This window comes from Shewanella litorisediminis (assembly GCF_016834455.1).
Taxonomy (GTDB): domain Bacteria; phylum Pseudomonadota; class Gammaproteobacteria; order Enterobacterales; family Shewanellaceae; genus Shewanella; species Shewanella litorisediminis.
On record NZ_CP069213.1, the window covers coordinates 2,151,484 to 2,166,246 of the forward strand.

10 protein-coding genes and 1 riboswitch are annotated in these 14,763 nt (G+C 56.7%); of the genes, 1 reads left to right on the top strand and 9 read right to left on the bottom strand.

The genetic code is table 11. The features are described 5' to 3' along the window. Positions 1-3: 3 nt before the first annotated feature. From thiH to JQC75_RS09445, 7 genes are all read right to left on the bottom strand, one after another. Positions 4-1,119, bottom strand: coding sequence for a 2-iminoacetate synthase ThiH (gene thiH / locus JQC75_RS09415; protein ID WP_203323874.1), 1,116 nt, complete (start codon positions 1,117-1,119; stop codon positions 4-6). Next, the gene (locus JQC75_RS09420; RefSeq protein ID WP_203323875.1) at positions 1,116-1,931 is read right to left on the bottom strand and encodes a thiazole synthase; all 816 of its coding nucleotides are present in this window, start codon (positions 1,929-1,931) and stop codon (positions 1,116-1,118) included. The genes thiH and JQC75_RS09420 overlap by 4 nt, the downstream gene beginning before the upstream one ends. Before the next feature lies 1 nt (position 1,932). Next, positions 1,933-2,136 (bottom strand): sulfur carrier protein ThiS, encoded by a 204-nt coding sequence (gene thiS, locus JQC75_RS09425; protein WP_203323876.1) that lies wholly within the window; start codon positions 2,134-2,136, stop codon positions 1,933-1,935. After that, the gene (locus JQC75_RS09430) at positions 2,130-2,882 is read right to left on the bottom strand and encodes a HesA/MoeB/ThiF family protein (protein ID WP_203323877.1); all 753 of its coding nucleotides are present in this window, start codon (positions 2,880-2,882) and stop codon (positions 2,130-2,132) included. The genes thiS and JQC75_RS09430 overlap by 7 nt, the downstream gene beginning before the upstream one ends. Next, complete coding sequence (thiE, locus tag JQC75_RS09435) at positions 2,872-4,479, bottom strand: thiamine phosphate synthase (protein WP_203323878.1); 1,608 nt, start codon at positions 4,477-4,479, stop codon at positions 2,872-2,874. Before thiE ends, JQC75_RS09430 begins: the two co-directional genes overlap by 11 nt. Positions 4,480-4,497: 18 nt before the next feature. Continuing rightward, positions 4,498-6,492, bottom strand: coding sequence for a phosphomethylpyrimidine synthase ThiC (gene thiC, locus JQC75_RS09440; protein ID WP_239001985.1), 1,995 nt, complete (start codon positions 6,490-6,492; stop codon positions 4,498-4,500). 265 nt (positions 6,493-6,757) lie between these two features. Further along, positions 6,758-6,856, bottom strand: a riboswitch (TPP riboswitch). 131 nt (positions 6,857-6,987) lie between these two features. Further along, entirely contained in the window at positions 6,988-8,088 is a 1,101-nt protein-coding gene (locus tag JQC75_RS09445) for a hypothetical protein (protein WP_203323879.1), read from the bottom strand. Between the two features lie 555 nt (positions 8,089-8,643). Here JQC75_RS09445 and trhA point away from each other — a divergent pair. Then, the gene (gene trhA / locus JQC75_RS09450; RefSeq protein WP_203323880.1) at positions 8,644-9,348 is read left to right on the top strand and encodes a PAQR family membrane homeostasis protein TrhA; all 705 of its coding nucleotides are present in this window, start codon (positions 8,644-8,646) and stop codon (positions 9,346-9,348) included. Positions 9,349-9,446: 98 nt separating this feature from the next. On the opposite strand, the gene JQC75_RS09455 is transcribed toward trhA, so the two are convergent. Both JQC75_RS09455 and JQC75_RS09460 read right to left on the bottom strand, forming a co-directional pair. Beyond that, entirely contained in the window at positions 9,447-12,539 is a 3,093-nt protein-coding gene (locus JQC75_RS09455; RefSeq protein WP_203323881.1) for an error-prone DNA polymerase, read from the bottom strand. Further along, positions 12,539-14,683, bottom strand: a complete 2,145-nt coding sequence (locus JQC75_RS09460; RefSeq protein ID WP_203323882.1) for a Y-family DNA polymerase — start codon at positions 14,681-14,683, stop codon at positions 12,539-12,541. The genes JQC75_RS09455 and JQC75_RS09460 overlap by 1 nt, the downstream gene beginning before the upstream one ends. Between the last annotated feature and the right edge of the window lie 80 nt (positions 14,684-14,763).

Sequence of the window (14,763 nt, forward strand, 5' to 3'; positions counted from 1 at the left end):
AATTTACCACTGGGATTCCCAGTCCTTCCACACAGGATTAAGCCCCCTCGCCTTCAGCACTGCGGCTATCTGGGCCGCGCTTCTCTCATCACTGATTTCAAACTGATCCAAATGGGTATTAGGCTCGGAATAGCCCCCCGGCGATGTGGCACTGCCGGCGCTGGTTTGGGTGATCCCAAGGGCAAACAGATTGTCGCGAAATTCAGGGCGCTCGCGGGTAGAGAGACTGATATCCAGCGCTTCATTAAACAGCCTGAAGGCACAAATCATCTGCACCAGCCCTTTATCGCTGATCTCGGTTTTGGGCGCCACGCCGCCAGTACAGGGCCTGAGCCTTGGCAGGGAAATACTGTAGCGAGTGCGCCAATACTTTCGCTCTAGGTAATCAAGATGATAGCCCATGAGGAGCGCATCGAGCCGCCAGTCATCGAGCCCCAGCAGTACCCCGAGGCCTATCTTGTCGACCCCGGCCAACGCCAGTCTGTCGGGCGTATCCAGGCGCCAGATAAAATCCATTTTCTTGCCGCGGGTGTGATGCTCAGCGTAGGTCATGCGCTGATAGGTTTCCTGATAGATCATCACCGCATCCAGCCCCAGGGTTACCAGCTCCCGGTACTCATGCTCTGCAAGGGGCTGCACTTCCATGGCCACATAGGAAAAGGCGCGCTTTACCTCGGGCAGTACCTCGCGAAAATACCCCATGCCGACCTTGGTTTCATGCTCGCCGGAGACCAGCAGCACCGAGTCATAGCCCATGGCCTTGATAGCGGCCATTTCGCGGGCAAGTTCTGTGTTATCAAGTGTCTTACGTTTAATGCGGTTACTCATTGAAAAACCACAGTAATCACACTCGTTTGCACACAGGTTCGATACATAAAGCGGCAGGTACATACCCACACTGGCACCAAAGCGCTTACGGGTAAGTTGCATGCTCTTTTGTGCCATCTGCTCAATGTAGGGCTCGGCCGCAGGAGACAAGAGCGCGAGCAGTGCATTCAGGTTACCCGCAGGTGCCCGTAGCGCCGCCTCCACATCAAGTGCTGTGGCCGAGTAGAGCTTAAGCCTCAAACTGTCGGGGTTGAGGCGCGCAAATGCGTCAGAGAAATACCCTTCGCTCATAGCACCTTACCCAACTCGTCCATAGGTACCAAGCCCGTGTCTACTGGTTCTGAGTGTAAAAAACCGGTCAGGGGGCTGGTTTCGTGGGCATGCAGGCTCTTGCTGCCAAGTCCGGCCAAATAGGCTTCACGGCCAATTTGCACCGCCAGCGCAAAGGCTCTGGCCATTCGCACAGGATCGGTGCTCGAGGCTATGGCGGTATTCACCAGCACCGCATCTGCGCCAAGCTCCATCGCCTCACAGGCGTGGGACGGCGCGCCAATACCCGCGTCCACCACCACAGGTATATTGGCCTGCTCAATGATGATTTTCAAAAACTCACGGCTGACAAGGCCCTGATTGGAGCCGATGGGGCTGCCAAGGGGCATTACCGCCGCGCAGCCAATCTCTTCAAGACGACGGCACAGCACTGGGTCGGCATGCACATATGGCAGTACCTTAAAACCCTGGCTCACCAGCTCTTTGGCGGCGGCAAAGGTTTCCATGGGATCTGGCATCAGGTACTTGGGATCCGGGTGGATCTCAAGCTTTAGCCACGTTGTGCCCAGCATCTCCCGGGCAAGGTTAGCGGCGAATATCGCCTCTTTGGCATTGCGGGCACCGGAGGTATTGGGCAACAGCCGCACACCGCGCTCCAACAGCGGCGCCAGAATATCATCGCTGCCGGCGTTAAAGTCCACCCGCTTCATGGCGAGGGTAACCAGCTCGCTGCCGCTGGCAGCAATGGCCTCCTGCATCTGCTTACCCGAAGCAAACTTGCCGGTGCCGGTAAACAGCCTTGAACTAAATTCCGTGTCTGCAATCTTCAGCATCTCAGCCTCCTGCCACTGCTGCAAAAAATTCAACGGCATCATTGTGTTTAAGATGAATATGTTCCCAGCGATGCCGCGGCACCACTTCACCATTTAGCACCAGGGCGATATGGCTATCGCGCTCGCAGTGATGTTTGACCAAACTCGCCAAATCCTGGCCGTCGGTTAATGGATGGGATTGACCGTTAACACTGATACTCAGCATGCCTTGCGCTCCTTGTCCTTACCACAAACCGGGCAAAGGGGATCGGCAGGCACCCTGGCTTCATGCCAGCGAAAATGCCTGAAATCGAATCGCTGCAGGCGTCCAGCCTCGCAGGGAAATTGAAGTAGTTCATTCAAACAAAGTTGCGCCTGCATCGAGGCGACAATAGCCACCGCGGGCCCCATCACCCCAACAGAAGCGCAGTTTTGCGCCGATGTGGTGCCGGGGGGGAACAGACACTGATAGCAGCCGCCCTCGCCGGGCCTTTGCACAAACAAAAGCCCGTCGAAACCGGCAATGGCGCCGCTGATAAGCGCCTTGCCATGCTTTGCGCAGTACGCGGAAATGAGATGGCGCGCCGCAAAGTTATCGGTGCAATCGAGCACCAGGTCGGCGTTATCGAGCTCAGTTAACGTCTCGCAGTTAAGCTCGCCACACACAGATACCCTTAAGCCGGGCTCTCGGGCCTGTAAGCGCGCGGCCGCCACCCCGGCTTTGGCTTTGCCCAAATCCGCGTCGCAAAAAAGCATCTGGCGCGGCAGATTGGAAAGCTCCACGCTATCGGCATCGAACAGTGACAAGTGGCCCACTCCTGCCGCTGCAAGCAACATAGCGGCCTGACAGCCAAGGCCACCCACACCCACTATGGCCACATGGGCGCGCCTTAGTCTGAGCTGCCCGTCTTCGCCGCATTCCGGCAGCAAAATTTGCCGCGAGTAGCGGATAAAGTCTTTATCAGCGAGCATTGCGGTTCTCCCAGGCATCAGCGAGTGCGCGAAAGGCAGCCGCTGGATCGCTTGCTTCGGTCACAGCACGCACCACGGCGATGTTATCCACGCCGGTTGCGGCGACCTTGGGTAAATTGCCCGCCTCTATGCCGCCAATGGCCACCGTTGGCACAGCTGTGCTGACAATCTTCGTCAGCAGTGCCAGGGTCTCAAGCCCCTGTGGTTTGGACGGCATTTCCTTGGTGGTAGTAGGAAAGATATGCCCAAGGGCGAGGTAACTGGGGTGAAGCTCAAGCGCCAGCAAAGCCTCAAACAGTCCGTGACTTGACAGCCCGAGGGCCATGCCGGCCTCTGCTATAGCATCCAGCGGCACTGTATCCACATCCTCCTGTCCCAGATGCACCCCAAAAGCGCCATAGCTGATGGCAAGGCGCCAGTGATCGTTGATAAAGACGCGCGCCTGATACTGCCTGCCAAGCTCAATGGCTCTGATGATGTCCGCTTCAGCTGGGCTGCCCGGGCCAATCTCGCCCTTAATGCGAAGCTGAATGGTTTTGGCGCCGGCCTCAAGCAGTGCTTCAAGCATGTCGATATCGGCCACCACGGGATAAACGCCCAAATTACGCCCAAGGCGGGTAAACCCCTTGGTTGGCAACCTGTGACTGCGACTCTCATGCAAGGGATAAATCGATGCCATCGCAGTAAGGGACTCAGGGATGCCGGTACGGGCCAATGGCCCGGGGCCTTTACCTACAGCGCTTGCCTGCCTTAGCCCCTCAAATACATAGGCTTTGGCCAGCAGCACCGCATCGGGCAGCACCAGCCCCCTGGCGACAAAGGCGGCAATCGCACTTGAGAGTGTACAGCCGCTGCCGTGATTGTGCGCAGTCGCTACCCGCTCACCGCTGAGCCAAAATCCCTGACGCCTGTGCAGCGGCGAAATAGTAGGGATATCTCCCAGCAGCAAGAGATCCTTCGCCCTCGGCTGCTGCCAGGGGCAATCGCCACCCTTCGCAAGCACGCTGCCGCCGAAGCGTTGCCACAGTCTGTCAGCGGCAATCACCAGGGCATCATCGTCTGCCAGCAACTCGCCGGTCAGACGCGCCAGCTCCGCCTTGTTGGGGGTGATAAGGCTGATTTTTCCGACAAAAGGACTGAAATCAAGACACGGCTTACCCTTGACATCGTCTGTTTCCGGCGCCTCTTCCCGGCTCTGCAAACCATCACCGCAGGAAGCCACCATCACGGGATCCAGAATGACAGGCACGCCGGGCAAGTTATCGCCAAGCCAATCGGCAAGAAACTCAAGCTGTTGCTGATTACCGATAAGGCCAATCTTTACCGCGCTTGGGTACAAATCTGCCTTCAACGCCTCAAGCTGGGCGTTAAGCATGGCCGCGCTTACCGGCTCGACCGCCGTCACCGCAACCGAATTTTGCGCCGTGAGGGCGGTTATCACGCTGCAGCCATGGCAGCCAAGGTCATGCAATGTCAGCAAGTCGGCCTGAATACCCGCGCCGCCGCCGCTGTCGGAGCCGGCGATGGTCCAGACCACGGGCCTTACAGACAGCTCTTTTGCAGACAGTTCTCTTTCTACCAAGGGAATTGTAGCCATAGCCTTGCCCTCGCCCATTTACACCAGTTCCTGGCCGGCCTTTCGCGCAGCATCGACGTGGGCCTCGCTGTAAAGCGCGCTGCCGGTTTCTTTGAAGGTGGCCGACATCTTATCCATACCCGCCTTGGCGTAGCTTTCTGCCGTGCCGACTTCAACCATCTGCACACTGTCAACGTCTATGCTGGCAGCATTCTCTAAGCTGGCCGCACTCTCTAAGCTGGCCGCATAGTCGCGCACGTCCTGGGTTATTTTCATCGAGCAGAACTTGGGGCCGCACATGGAGCAGAAATGGGCCACCTTGGCCGACTCCTGCGGCAGGGTTTCATCGTGATAGGCACGGGCGGTATCGGGATCGAGCCCGAGGTTGTACTGATCTTCCCAGCGAAACTCGAATCTTGCCTTGGAAAGCGCATTGTCGCGGATTTGCGCGCCGGGATGGCCCTTGGCCACATCGGCTGCGTGGGCGGCAATCTTGTAAGCGATAAGCCCTTGTTTTACATCTTCCTTGTTGGGAAGACCCAAATGCTCTTTCGGCGTAACGTAGCAAAGCATGGCGCAGCCATACCAGGCAATCATGGCTGCGCCAATGCCGGAGGTGAAGTGATCGTAACCCGGGGCAATGTCGGTGGTTTGGGGGCCGAGGGTATAGAACGGCGCCTCGGCGCAATGCTCAAGCTGCTTCTCCATGTTTTCTTTAATGAGCTGCATGGGGATATGGCCCGGGCCTTCGATGATGGTCTGCACATCGTATTCCCAGGCGATTTTCACAAGCTCACCCAGGGTTTCGAGCTCAGCAAACTGGGCTTCGTCATTGGCATCGGCAATGGAGCCCGGACGCATGCCATCGCCGAGTGACAGCGACACATCATAGGCGGCGCAAAGCTCGCAAATATCGCGAAAATGAGTGTAGAGGAAGTTTTCCTGATGGTGGCTTAAGCACCACTTGGCCATGATGGAGCCGCCGCGGGACACAATGCCGATGACCCGCTTGGCGGTCATGGGCACGTAGCGCAGCAGCACGCCCGCATGGATGGTGAAGTAATCCACCCCCTGCTCGGCCTGCTCAATCAGGGTGTCGCGAAACACTTCCCAGTTAAGATTTTCGGCGATGCCGTTTACCTTCTCCAGCGCCTGATAGATGGGCACAGTGCCGATGGGCACCGGCGAGTTGCGCACTATCCACTCGCGGGTCTCGTGAATATATCGGCCGGTGGACAAGTCCATCACGGTATCTGCGCCCCAACGGGTAGACCACACCAGTTTTTCCACTTCTTCCTCAATGGACGAGGTGACCGCCGAGTTGCCGATATTGGCGTTCACCTTCACCAGAAAGTTGCGGCCGATAATCATCGGCTCGGCTTCCGGGTGGTTGATGTTTGCCGGAATAATGGCGCGGCCTCGTGCCACTTCGTCACGGACAAACTCAGGGGTGATGGGCTTGCCAACCAAGGCGCCGAAGGCCTGGCCTGGCTTTTTACGGTTAAGCTGCTCGTCGGTAACTTCATCCCGGGCCATGTTTTCGCGAATGGCGATGTATTCCATCTCCGGCGTAATGATCCCCTGACGGGCATAGTGCAGCTGGGTGACCCGCTTGCCAGCTTTGGCGCGGCGCGGCTTTGGAAGCACGTCAAATCGCAGGTGATCCAGCCCCTCATCGGCGAGACGCTGCTGGGTAAAATTGGATGAGGCGCTGTTAAGCTCCTCGGTATCGCAGCGCGATAAAATCCAGCCTTCACGCAGCTTTGGCAGCCCCTGACGCACATTGATGTGAGCTTCGGGATCTGAGTAAGGTCCGGCGCAGTCATACACCTTGATGGGCGGATTAGCCTCGAAGGTTTCTTCGCCGCGGCTATTCACTATGCGGGTATCGGTTTGATGGATTTGGCGCATGCCCACCTGGATATCAGGCCTGGAGCCTTCAATGAAAATCTTTTCGGAATTGGGGCGGCGCAGCGGCTTTAAGTTATCGATAAAGTCCTGGGCGGCTTTACGGGTTTCGCGGCGGTTTGACATCAGCAATCTCACTTTTGGTTTCAAAATGGAGTTGCTTGTCGGGGGAGAAAATTGAGCAGTTGAATCAGCGGCGACGACATTTTTGCAGTGTTTTCAGCGCTGTCTGGCGTCTCATTCACCCCGGTTGCCTGGCAAACTCTCGGCATTTTTTGCTGAGTTTTAGCGTTGCTGGCCACTTGGTCATCAGTTTGCGGTGGGCTTTCGCCTCATTTTCCGGCTTATCTTCCGGTTTATCTTCCGGCTTAGGCTGCTGACACTAACTGGGGTGGATTTGATGCTTGTTTCCTTCGCAGGTTCTAACCTGATCAGGTTCAACGGATCCCGAATAAACGGTCTCAGCCCTAAGGCACTCCGACAAGTGCTGGCAGTATAGGCTTAAGCGAAGGCCGATGACAATAGCCGCGAACGGGAAAATTATTCACAAGTAAAGTGAATCAATAATCCATTGTAATTCAAATAAATAATCAATAATATACGCTATCAAATGAATTTGTTTCAACGCAAATCCTGCTTACCCATCAGCGCAAGATACTTATTGATGCCTTCTTTGAGGGCCTTTTTCACCCTGTCTTCACCGCAGCGAAACGGGTATCCCAGGTTTTCTGCGTGAGGATTGAGCGGCGTTGGCACCTTGACCACCCGATAGCAGGTATCGCCGGATTTCACGATGCGGTTGGGATCTATGTCGGAATCCAGGGTGTTGGGTTTATAGAAATCATCGGCATCCGGCACCAGCAGCACTTCCATCTCGGGCAGAAGCTCTGACATGCCACGCCCCGCCGCATTCATGTGAGCGGTTTGCTGATTAGCGTAACTCTCCGACAAGGCGGTTAACGCCAAAGCGTTCTGGCGCGCCATAAAGCGGCTGGCGGGAGTCGAGAAATCAAGTTGGGTGTGCTCGGACTGAGTGTTATCGGGCTGCTTGTTATCTTGCTGCTCGTGATCGGCAGCGAGCACCTCAATTGGCGGCAGAGACTCCCGTCTCACCGCTGCTATCACGGGCTCAGCAGGTAAGGATTCCTCCTTGATAACGTCAGCCTCTTTTGGCACATGCGCTAAAGCGGGTTCAACAGGTTTGTCCTCCTTCAATTGCTCACGCTCAGCCTGTTCGGGTTGGGGGCTGGTTGCAGTGGGCGCTGAAGAATTTGCTTCTGGCAGCTGTTCAGTCGCCTGTTTTGGCGCACTGAAAACCAGATAGGATTGCAACGCCTTAGGCTTGTTGGCGTGTTCATCCAGCGCTGAGCTTAACGTGCTGAGGTGCGGCGCAAGTTGCCAGGCGAGCAGCCCCAATACCGCAAGGTGTATCAGGGTAACGGGAAGCAGTAGCTTAAGCGGCAATGTCTCTCGCTCTCCGGCCACCTCTCGTGGCAAGACACTGAAGGTCGTCTTTACCGGACAGCTATCATACTCAGCGCACTTGTTGTCAGCCTGGTCGCTTTCACCACTGCTTTCATCTGCTTCATCGGCATCACGGCCGGGCAAAATGCACCAATCAACCGGTGCTGATGGCAGTTTCTGCGGTGTTCGCATCGCAGATAATGGCCTCAGGGCAAAATACGTGCGTTCAATGTCATCAGCGCCTTTTCCTTGTTCCATCCAAAAGAGCTCTGCAGTGTCTATCGAGCCGCAGTTTCGGCTGGCATGGATGGCGGGTAATGCATGAGTGAGAGCGACTCTGTTTGCTGCTTGCGATCCGCTGTCATCCGGGCGGTGCCAGCCTTTGCTGCTCTTTGTGGCCAATTCAGAATGACGGCCAGACTCTGCGTCGTTACTGCTTTTCGTCAAACGCCTTTCCTTTTCCCTGGCCAATCTCAGTTGTTCATCCATGCTGTCTGTCAGTAACTTCCATCCCAACTTTCTTTGGGGATAAGAAAGCTTGATATATCCGCTCTTTCACGCGAGCTTCTGTCTATACCGCTATTGGAACAGGTGCAGGCTGCAAAAGTTCCGACATGGCGATTATCAGGCTTTCAAACCTGCCGGCTTTTTAGTAATGAAATTCATCTCCCATCAAAAGCGCAACTTTCAATATACTGATTTAAAATGAATTAATTAATTTAAGCGTACACATGTACTCTTTTTTGTGGTGTTTGCCAAACGCGAATGTTAGATTAACGGCTCTAACGCCAAGCCCAAGCTTAAGAGTTCACCATGCCTTCAACCCAAACCAGCAGCGTCTCAGCCTCTGCCTCCGTCAATGCCAACACCACGCAGGCGCCAGCCGCTTATTGTGAACGGGAAGAGCTGGCTAATACCTTAAGCCATGGTATCGGGGTGCTGGCGGCGCTGATTGGCACTGCAGCCATGTTGCATGACAGCATTGGACATCTGAGTGTGCTGCAAACCCTCGGCGTTGGCCTCTATGGCCTTAGCATGGTGCTGCTGTTTGCCTGCTCTACCGCCTACCATTGGACCAGGTCGCCTGCGCTTAAACGCAGATTCAAGCTGTTTGATCACTGCGCCATTTACCTCCTGATCGCAGGAACCTATACCCCCTTTGTCCTCATTACGCTTGAAGGTGCCGGCGTAGATTGGGTGCTTGCCGCCATCTGGTTGCTTGCTCTCGGCGGAATAGGTTTCAAGCTGCTGTTTTTGCATCGCTTTAAAGCATTTAGCCTGGTGCTCTATCTTGCCATGGGTTGGCTGTGTATGGCCGTGCTCGACCAGATGATTGCAGGGCTGACCGACACTGGCTTTACCCTGCTGCTCACCGGCGGCCTGTTTTACAGCCTGGGGGTGGTGTTTTATGCGGTGAAACGCATCCCCTTCAACCACGCCATCTGGCATCTGTTTGTGCTTGGCGGCGCTATCAGTCATTTTTTGTGTATTTACCTGACGGTGATCCCCAAAGGCTGATGGTCAAAGACTAATTTCCAAAGGCGAAGCCAGCCATCCAGCCCCAGTTGTTACCGCTGTCAGCTAGTCGATAGCAGCGCCTCAGACGCTAAACAACACTAGTGAAAATCCCGCGAAGTCACCTTGAGGCTATCGAGCAAATGCGAGATATCCTCAAGCCGGCCGGCCACCACATGGGTCACCCCATCGGCATGTTCCACGGTGCCGCTTACTTTCAAAATAGTTGATGTCAAATACGGCTTTCGCTGCGCTCTTGCTGTGCCCATCCACACAATCAGGTTGGTGTTACCTGTCTCATCTTCCAGGGTAATAAAGGTTACGCCTGATGCAGTGCCGGGTCGTTGCCTGCCGGTAACCACACCGGCAACAGTCACCAGCTGCCCATGACGGGTGTTTTCAAGTGCTTTTGCTGTCAAAAATTTTCCAAGTAGCCCAGCGGTTCGCAGCAATGCCATCGGATGTTGCCCCAGGCTTAAGCCCTTGCTGCGATAATCCGCCTTGAGACACTGCACCCCACTGGGGGCATCCAGCCTAGGCTCTGAGCCGCCCGGTTGCAGCGGCTCCGGCAACTCATCAAACAGCGGCAGGCTTGCCTGGCGGGCCGAGAGTTGCCAACGGCTTTGAAATCGGTGGCCACTGAGTAGCCTGAAGGCATCCGCAGCGGCAAGCTGTTCCAGTGCGTGCCTGTCGAGCAAGATGCTGACTTCACTCAAGTGCGCGAAACCGGCAGCAGGGCGAACGGCAACCAGCCGTTGCATGGCGCCTTCTTTCAGGCCTTTTACCTGCCTGAATCCGAGCCGTATGGCAAAGCCGGTGGCGGTTTTCACCAGGTCGCTGTCCCACTGGCTGTGGTTGATACACACATCAAACACCTCTACCCCATGGCGGCGCACGTCCTGCAAGAGCTGCGATGGGCTGTAAAACCCCATCGGCTGGCTGTTCAGCAGCGCGCAGCAAAAGGCCGCCGGGTGGTAAAACTTAAGATAAGCAGAGACATAGGCTAAAAGCGCAAAGCTTGCCGAGTGGGATTCTGGAAAGCCATACTCACCAAAGCCCTGAATTTGGCGAAAGATCTGCCGGGCAAAGTCTTCGCTGTAGCCCCGCGCGGCCATGCCATCCAGCAGCTTTTGCTCGAAGGGCCACAGCTTGCCGGTGTGTTTCCAGCTGGCCATGGCCCGGCGCAGCGCATCCGCCTCACCGCCACTGAACCCGGCTGCCACCATGGCAAGCTTGATCACCTGCTCCTGAAAAATCGGCACCCCCATGGTGCGCTCAAGTACGGCTTTGACTGCCTCGCTGGGGTAAGTCACCGCTTCCAGCCCTTTGCGGCGCCTCAGGAACGGATGCACCATGTCGCCCTGAATCGGTCCCGGGCGCACAATCGCAATTTGGATAACCAGATCGTAATAACATGCGGGCCTGAGCCTTGGCAGCATGGACGTTTGCGCCCGGGACTCCACCTGAAACACCCCCATGCTGTCGCCGCGGCAAAGCATACGATAGACATTGGGATCTTCGGCTTTGATTGACCGCATGCCAAAGGGCTGCTGATGACGGCTGATAAGCGCGAAGCACTTGCGAATGGCAGTCAGCATCCCCAGCGCCAGCACGTCTACTTTCAGTAGCCCCAGCGCCTCCAGATCGTCCTTATCCCACTGGATCACAGTTCTGTCTTCCATGGCGGCATTTTCCACCGGCACCAACTCAGAGAGCGGTCCGGCGGAAATCACAAATCCGCCCACATGTTGGGATAAATGACGCGGAAACCCAAGCAAGGACTGCACAAGGTCGCCATACATATCGGCGCCGGGCAACTGCGCAGCCAATTGCTCGCGCCAGGGGTGGCTCGGGTCGCGCCTGTCGATGCCCTGAATCAGCCTCGCCACCAGCTCTCTGTCCAGTCCCAGCACCTTGCCCACCTCCCCCATGGCGCTTTTCAGCCGATAGGTGATCACACTCGCCGCCAGCGCCGCCCGGTGGCGGCCGTACTTGCGGTAAATGTACTGAATCACTTCTTCACGGCGCTCATGCTCAAAGTCCACGTCGATATCCGGCGGCTCGTGGCGTTCTTTGGAAATAAAGCGTTCAAACAGCATGTTGACCCGGGTGGGATCCACTTCGGTGATCCCAAGGCAAAAACACACCACCGAATTGGCTGCCGAGCCGCGGCCCTGATGCAAAATCCGCTTGCGTCTGGCAAAGCGGACAATGTCATAAATGGTGAGGAAAAAGTATTCGTACTCAAGCTCATGGATAAGCTTAAGCTCGGCCAGATACTGGCGTTTCACCGCCGCCGGCACCGCTATGCCGTAGCGGCGCCTGGCACCTTTGGCCACCTCCCGGGCAAGGTATTCACTGGCGCTTAAACCGGGGGGCACCAGCTCTGCCGGGTACTCATACCTGAGCTCATCCATCGAAAACCGGCACTGGCTGGCAATCTTCTGCGTGTTGGCAATCCAGTCCTGTGGGTAACGGCGACGGATACTGGCAAGGGGCCGCAAGTAATGCTCAGCGTTCTGGCACAAGTGCCCTTCGGCCTCATCCAGCCTGAGGCCTAAGCGAATGCAGGTAAGCACATCAAGAAGTGGCTGGCGCGCCGCGCTGTGCATGCGTACATCGCCCGCCGCCACGCAGGGAATGTCGCACAAACTGGAGAGGCGCATCAAATAGCGCTGCCACAGGCTGCCTGCGGCCTCAAGACACTGTTCTGCCAGTAAGTAGCGCCGACCCTGCCAGGGCGTAAGTTGCTTTGCCAGGCGCTTTTGAGTACCAAACCACTGCCGCTCGGTCGCGGCAATATCAGTCCCCGGGTTTTGGGGCATAGGTGGGCGCCACAGGAGCACACAGTCAGGCAGCGGCGATAACAGGTCATCCAGATTGATGCGATATTCCCCCTTGGGCGCACGTCGCCGGCCGCGACTTATCAAGCGGCACAGGGCGCCGTAACCTGCCCGGCTCGTGGCCAGCAGCACAAAGATGCCTTCCGGCAGCCTGAACTCACTGCCCACAATCAGGGAAATCCCGGCATCCACCGCGGCCATGTGAGCCTTGACCACTCCGGCCACGGAACACTCATCGGTAATGGCGATGGCGCTGTAGCCAAGTCGTGCCGCCTCGGCCACCAGCTCCTGCGGGTGCGACGCGCCCCGTAAAAAGCTGTAGTTACTGATGGCATGAAGCTCGGCGTACATCAAAACCAACCCTGCAAATAAAGTCCAGTCTCGTTCTCACGGCGAAACACCCAGCAAAGGCCCCCGTACACATGGCGGGCAAGATAATAGTCCCGCGCCGCGCCCATGGTTTTTCCGCCCGGCACACTCTCGCTTACCTGCTGTGTATCAAGCTCAGTTGTGCTCTGAGTCGCCACGGCTTGACTGCCATGCCACCAGGGCTCACGCAGTCGCTCGGGGCCGCGCAGCAGCTCAACATCGGTCTCTGCAATCGCTTCAGGCGCAACCAAAAGCCAGGGAGGGCGGCAGGCAAGCGACAGCCCTTCAACTGCAACATCCTTTGTGGCAGCGGGGTTGTTTGCTGCTTCATTTACAGCAGTCTCGGTGACTGCTGTCATGTTCGTTGCTGTAAGCGGCGCTATAACCATCCGATCATCGTTCGCCCCATCAATTTCACCCACAGTCACCTTGCCAGACTCTCGAGCTTCAGGGAGGGAAAACCCTGGGTGGATCACGTTCAAAGCGGCGGCCGTCTTTGCTACTTTTTTATCTGATGCAGGGGGGATGCAGGCAGGCGTTGCTGCACTTTGCCGCTCTAAAGGCTTTGGCGTCTTTGAAACAGGTACAACAGCTGCAATCTTTTCTCTTTCGCTGCGTCGTTCTCTCCGTCTTACTTCTGGTGTCTGTGGGGGAAGCGAGGACGGCGCTGAAAAAGGCATTGAGACGACAGCCACAGGTGCTGACATGGGTTGCAGGCAAAAGCTGTGCTCCGGCAAAAGCGCTTGCCTGGCACCGAGGCGCCTTACCCTGTTTGCACCCAGCCGGGCTTCGAGCCGGGCCAGCAAACTCAAACTGGCCCTGTGACAGTTTTCGATGGCTCCTGCCGGCGGCGCACGTCTGGGGGAAAAGTGGCAGCGGTGCAGTGTCAGCGCCACCACGGGTGCCGCCAGCGTAAAGCGTTCCAGCTGCAAACGGCACAGCGCCAAGAGGCCATCGGCCGTGTATTCGGCAAAGGGGTACGCCAGCGACAACCGCGCTTCATGAACTTCTGCAGAGGCTTGAGCCGATTCAATACCATCGACAGTCTTGGGTAGCGCGTCAGCTACGCCTCCCTGACTGAGACTTGCCTTTGGGCTACCTGTGGTCTCTGTGATCTCTGTGGAAGATGCCCGGTAATGCAGTACCAGCTCCAGCATGGAGACCGCCAATTGCCGCTGACGTAAAAAAAGCGCCAGCTCGGCAAACATGCGTCCAAGCACAAACACCAGGGCATTGAGGCTTTCGGCCTCATACATCAACTCAAGCCGCTGGCGATACTCATCCTGCGGGCAATAAAAACTCTGGGGATGAGGCTGCTTGCCCGTCAGTCTCGCCAGCAGTTGCACAAATTCGGGACCAAAACGGATCCCAAGTTCAGCAGCGGGTAAAGCCTGCAGCGCTCCTATCTGTTCCAGTCCCATCCCCTCAAGGCGGGATAACAGTACCTCTGGCACAGGCAGTGTGGATATGGGCAACACCGATAACAGCGGGGATAAGGCCGCTGCTGCGTTTTTTGGCTCAGAAATGGCTTCCGAAGCTGAAGAATTGGAAGCAGCGGCATTAACAACTGGGGGATTAACAGCTGATTGCGGCACAGCAGCCTTGGCAAATCCTGACTGCAGCGTCTTTGATGCCAGACAGGGCCGTGCTTTGGCCAGCACACCGGCAGCCAACGGCGTGACGGCAAAGGCCATGGCAAAGCTGCAGTTAAGCCCTTCAAGTACAGCCGCCAATGCCTTTGCCAGCGCCGCTTCGCCGCCAAAGAGTTTTGCCATGGAGCCGGTTTCAAGCAAGAGCACATCATGGCAACGGGCAAAAAATTCATCGGACGCAGGCGGCGGCACCAATCGGGCGCTGAAACTGTAGCCATGGCGGCACAACCACTCGCTGCCTTGCCGGTGCAGCGAGGCTTCATAGGGGAATGGCTGCACATCCGGGCACAGCTGCGCCGCGCTGCCCATACTCTGGCCTGCCGCTATCCCGGCACTGGCCGCCTGTGGACAGGCTTTCACCACCCGCGCCTTTGCCACATCGTACAGAATAAGTGGCATTGATGGCGCCAGACCCTGCACATGGCGCAGATAATCCAGCTCCCAATGGGGCAGCCACACTCCGAGCCAGCGCATCAGCCACCAACCAATACTGATATGGCACTTATCAGCCGCCGGGCCCAAAAGCGGCGGCACTTATGGATGAACAACATGTT

Excerpts from the sequence above, each read along its gene's own strand:
- thiS (WP_203323876.1), bottom strand. The coding sequence starts at position 2,136 with ATGCTGAGTATCAGTGTTAACGGTCAATCCCATCCATTAACCGACGGC.
- trhA (WP_203323880.1), top strand. The coding sequence starts at position 8,644 with ATGCCTTCAACCCAAACCAGCAGCGTCTCAGCCTCTGCCTCCGTCAAT.
- JQC75_RS09445 (WP_203323879.1), bottom strand. The coding sequence starts at position 8,088 with ATGGAACAAGGAAAAGGCGCTGATGACATTGAACGCACGTATTTTGCC.
- JQC75_RS09460 (WP_203323882.1), bottom strand. The coding sequence starts at position 14,683 with ATGCGCTGGCTCGGAGTGTGGCTGCCCCATTGGGAGCTGGATTATCTG.
- thiH (WP_203323874.1), bottom strand. The coding sequence starts at position 1,119 with ATGAGCGAAGGGTATTTCTCTGACGCATTTGCGCGCCTCAACCCCGAC.
- JQC75_RS09455 (WP_203323881.1), bottom strand. The coding sequence starts at position 12,539 with ATGTACGCCGAGCTTCATGCCATCAGTAACTACAGCTTTTTACGGGGC.
- JQC75_RS09430 (WP_203323877.1), bottom strand. The coding sequence starts at position 2,882 with ATGCTCGCTGATAAAGACTTTATCCGCTACTCGCGGCAAATTTTGCTG.
- thiE (WP_203323878.1), bottom strand. The coding sequence starts at position 4,479 with ATGGCTACAATTCCCTTGGTAGAAAGAGAACTGTCTGCAAAAGAGCTG.
- JQC75_RS09420 (WP_203323875.1), bottom strand. The coding sequence starts at position 1,931 with ATGCTGAAGATTGCAGACACGGAATTTAGTTCAAGGCTGTTTACCGGC.
- thiC (WP_239001985.1), bottom strand. The coding sequence starts at position 6,492 with ATGTCAAACCGCCGCGAAACCCGTAAAGCCGCCCAGGACTTTATCGAT.